General features: G+C 64.0%; 4 protein-coding genes. All 4 read right to left on the bottom strand.

Translation table 11 applies throughout. From position 1 onward, the window contains the following. Positions 1 to 299: NAD(P)-binding domain-containing protein (locus AC5DC2_RS20695; RefSeq protein ID WP_491699848.1), on the bottom strand; the 299-nt coding region annotated here is incomplete at its 3' end. Between the two features lie 31 nt (positions 300 to 330). Continuing rightward, positions 331 to 2,733: a glucan 1,4-alpha-glucosidase gene (locus AC5DC2_RS20690; RefSeq protein WP_491699847.1), complete on the bottom strand. Its 2,403-nt coding sequence runs from the start codon at positions 2,731 to 2,733 to the stop codon at positions 331 to 333. A 418-nt stretch (positions 2,734 to 3,151) separates the two neighbouring features. After that, positions 3,152 to 3,307: a hypothetical protein gene (locus tag AC5DC2_RS20685; protein ID WP_491699846.1), complete on the bottom strand. Its 156-nt coding sequence runs from the start codon at positions 3,305 to 3,307 to the stop codon at positions 3,152 to 3,154. A gap of 27 nt (positions 3,308 to 3,334) precedes the next feature. After that, positions 3,335 to 3,927, bottom strand: a 593-nt coding sequence (locus AC5DC2_RS20680) for a DAK2 domain-containing protein (RefSeq protein WP_491699845.1), incomplete at its 5' end; no start/stop codon positions are given.

The raw sequence follows: 3,927 nt of genomic DNA, 5'->3' as shown, positions 1-3,927 counted from the left end.
GCGTCGCGATAGTGCGAATTGCCGCCATTGATGATGGCATCCCCCTTTTCGAGCTTGCCCGCAAGGTCGCGGGCAATCCGCGGCGTGATCGCCGCCGGCAGCATCATCCACACCGCGCGGGGCTTTTCCAGCCTGGCGACAAGGTCCTCGACGGAACTGGCGCCGACCGCGCCTTCCTTCACCAGCGCGGCGACATTGTCGGCGTTGACGTCATAGACGACGCATTCATGGCCGTCCTTCATGAGACGCCGCACCATGTTGGCGCCCATACGTCCAAGACCCATCATTCCAATCTGCATGCCCAAACTCCGTTTCCTGTGCTGGTTCGCTCTACTCGCCGACGCGAACGGTGAAATCTACATTCTCCCACTCTCCGCTTTCCGGCCAGAAGAAAGTGAAGACCACGGCATGTCCGGGTTCCACGCCCTTCAATGGCAGATCCGCGAAATGGGTCCCGAGCCCCGATGGCTTCGTCTTGATGTCCTTGACGGTGGCCCAGCCATCGGCGCTCCAGTGAATGGTGGCCGCATCCGCCAGTTCGATCCTGAGATTCTTGCCGACCGGGATCGTGGCCAGCCTGTTGTCGAACCGCCAGATCCGTATTCTTGATGCTGTCTGCTTGTCGATATACCGGGCCCGGCCCTGCGGCGGCATGTCGAACACGGCGCCATCGGCGAGCGAGCGCAGCAGTTTGATATGCTCCGAATGCGCCCAGACCAGCGGCATCGCGCTGCCCGAGGGCCGTCCGAAATAGAGCTCGCGGTCCGGCATGTCGGGGCCATCCCAGCTTTGCTCCGGGAGCAGCCCGCCGGCATTGGCGGATTTTTCAAGCGTTTGAAGCAGCGCCTTGGCCGCATCGGTTCGGCCGGCGGCAAGCTCGTAGTGGGCGCGCTCGCCGGCCAGCAAGGGCCAGGGCCGCCCCTGACCGATACCGTCGAATGCCCGGCCGTCCTCGTGCTCGCCGTAACCGTCGCCGGTGTAGCGGTACCAGAGCGGGCCTTGCGGCAGTTCACTCCGCAGCGTGTGGTCAATGGCCTTGACGGTATCGACGATATGAGGATCGTCCGCCGCGCGCAGCCCGAAGCGCACCAGCGCCAGCGCGTCCGGACTGATCACGGCATCGCTCGCCATGATCGAACGGTCGGGCGTCTGGTTGCGGATCGGCGTTTCGCCAGCCGGTCCGGCGGCATCCGTTGCCCCGGGCGCGGCAATGCGGACGTAATAGCCCGCGATGTCCAGTGCCCGGCACAGGTCCGGATCGCCCTCGAAGGTCCATTTCTCGATCTGCTCGTTCCAGCAATCGGCCGTCTCGCGCAGATGGTTGGCCGCTTTCTCTTCGCCCTCGGCTTCCAGAATATCGGCAGCGGCCAGCAGGGCCGTGATTTCGACCGCGAGCGTGAACGGGCTGTATCCGCCGTCCTCTTCCCAGCGGTCTTCTCCGGTGGAGGGACCATTGGCGAGGATATAGCCGGCGGCGCTCTTGATCATCGGCAGAAAGCGGCGGATCGTCTTGCTGTTCAGATGGCCCTGACGCCGCAACATGTCGGCAAGCAGGATCGGAAAGGCGCACTCGTCCATCTGGACGCCATGCCAGTAGGGCTTGCCGTCGAGCCAGAAGTTCTGCGCCCAGCGGCCGGAGGGCTGCTGTAACTCGCGCAGATAATCGAGGATCGCCAGCGCCTCTTTCGCGTCGCCTGCGGCCAGAAAGCCGCCGGCCGTCTCGACCAGGTCGCGCGGCCACACAAGATGGTAGCCGCCAAGATCGTCATCGCCTTTCGAATAGCCCCAGGGGATCGACAGGCTGGCAACCGCGGCGCCGGGCCGGTCCGACGCCCGGTGGGTCGCCAGCACCGCCGTCGAGACGCGATAGGCGTTGATCCCGTCTTCCGCCTTGCGATCGAGCGGGACCAGACCGTCCTGCCACTTCCGCCAGCCGGTTATGAATTTATCCAGAGCGTGGTCGAAGCCGTCCTTCAGGCTCCGCGTGGCTGCGGCCGCCGCTTCGTGTTCGGTCTGGCCGAAACCGAGCGCCAGTACCACGGAACCATCGCCGCCGGAAAAATCGATCTCGCCGGCCAGCGCCACATTGCCGTCATCGGCGCGCTGGTACTGGTCGACGAGCCGTCCATGCCGGGACAATTGCTGCCAGCCATCCGACGTTCCGACGAAACCGGCGGACATTGCCCGCCACGGCGCGCTTGATACCAGCGCCAGATAGCGGGAGCGGCCGCTGGCAAACAGCGCCGGTGCGCCCTCGAACTCGCCGATCCAGGCGGAGTTCGACGCACCGGCATTGACCAGATGCGGCGCCAGAAGCGCGGTCACCCGGTAATCGCGGGTCCTGCCCTTGAGCGCGCTGAACGAAATGCGCTGGAGGACGACAGCCCGCGCCGGATCGCTGATGATCTGCTTTCTGATCCGGTAGGCGCCATCAAGGGCGGTGTTGACGATCGAAAAGGCCGGAACGCCATCCTCAAGCGGCGTTGTTTCCTGCTCGCAATCGCGCTTTTCCTCGGAAAAATAGCCATCCGGACCGGTTACGAGGAAACCGAAATCGCGGGTGCAGGCGCTGTCGACGCGGGGATAATATATCTCGTTGAGAATCCCGTGGCTCAGCGTAAACCAGACCGGCGAAGCCACCGAAAGCGCGGTGCCAACCCCGCTCTTGGCGCTCGACGTCCACCTGGAGCCGATGCCCGGCGCGCCTGTGGCAAAATCGATCATGTCGCTCATCTCTGCTTCCTCCGACAAATGTGACGCCGTCCGTTTTGCGGATTCAAAACCAGATCCGCTATTAAGAACTTATAGCAGGGCAAACTGTCCTATATATTTCCCGTATATAGCAAGTATGCCAAGCCGCCGTCCCTGCACCGCGGGATATGACAAAAACGCGGTGCAATTGCGGAAGGTCTGCTGTTCCTGCGAACGCGGGAGAAGCAGACCTGCGATGGACCTGAACTGAAGCCCGAGATCGGAAAGCAGCGGCGCGCGCTCAAGGTCGCTCCTTCGACGCCTCTCAAGAACGGGGAGCATTCCGCCGTCGACGCGGATGATCTGGCTGCCATCGAACGCGTCAGGAGATTGATGCCGCCCTTGGCTGCCCGGATGGAGCGCGAACGTGGCGCGCACCGCCTGGATGCCGGCATGTTGATCAGGATATCGACCCCTCGGCATCCATGTGTTCGAAAGCGGCAATGACGGCATCCTCGGCCGTGACGTCGAACCAGGCCTCATGCATCGTGTGGCCGACAGCGCGCTTCTCGTTCGCGGCGACGGTAAGCCGGATCGCATTCATGCCGTTGACCACCTGTGCTCCGCCGGTCCCGGACTTTACTCAACCGGGCAGATTCCCCGGTCCTCCTTTCTGTTCCCGAGACCTGGCAATCTCGTCCGAAATGGCCTTGAGCCACAGTGAGACTGCGACAGCGCCCCCGTCCTTCACGCCTTTGGCACGATCGCCGAGATACGCTGCACGTCCGAGCGAGGGTTGCATCTCGGCGGTTGCATCGGCGCCGGATTGTGCGGCTGTGACAGCGGCTTGGAATGCGTGAAGAGGCTCGGCGCCGTCAGCAAGGCCCTTCGCCAAGGCATCGGCAGCCGGACGCAGGGCATCGATCATTGTACGGTTTCCGACCCGAGCGCCACCGAGTTGCTCGACAGCATCGACCGCGGCAGAGAAGGCAGCGGACCAGTCCCGGGCCGAGGCTTCGGCCTTACCCTGCAGGGCGCTGGCGGCGCGAACAAGCCCTACAGCATAAAATGGGCCCGAACTCCCGGCGATGGCGCGCCGGAGCGCGTCCCCGATCTCCGCGCAGGCGGATTCGGGTGTATTGAAGGCGGTCTCGGACAGGGCGCGGATTGCTTCGGCGCCACGCACCATGCTGGCGCCCAGATCGCCATCGCCGGCCTGGCTGTCGAGATCGGCGA

This window comes from Martelella sp. (genome assembly GCF_984369615.1).
Note: the sequence above shows the minus strand (reverse complement) of the source record. Positions and strands in the feature narration are given on the sequence as shown.

Bases quoted from the DNA above. Each gene is read 5' to 3' on its own strand.
- AC5DC2_RS20690 (WP_491699847.1), bottom strand. From the start codon at position 2,733: ATGAGCGACATGATCGATTTTGCCACAGGCGCGCCGGGCATCGGCTCC.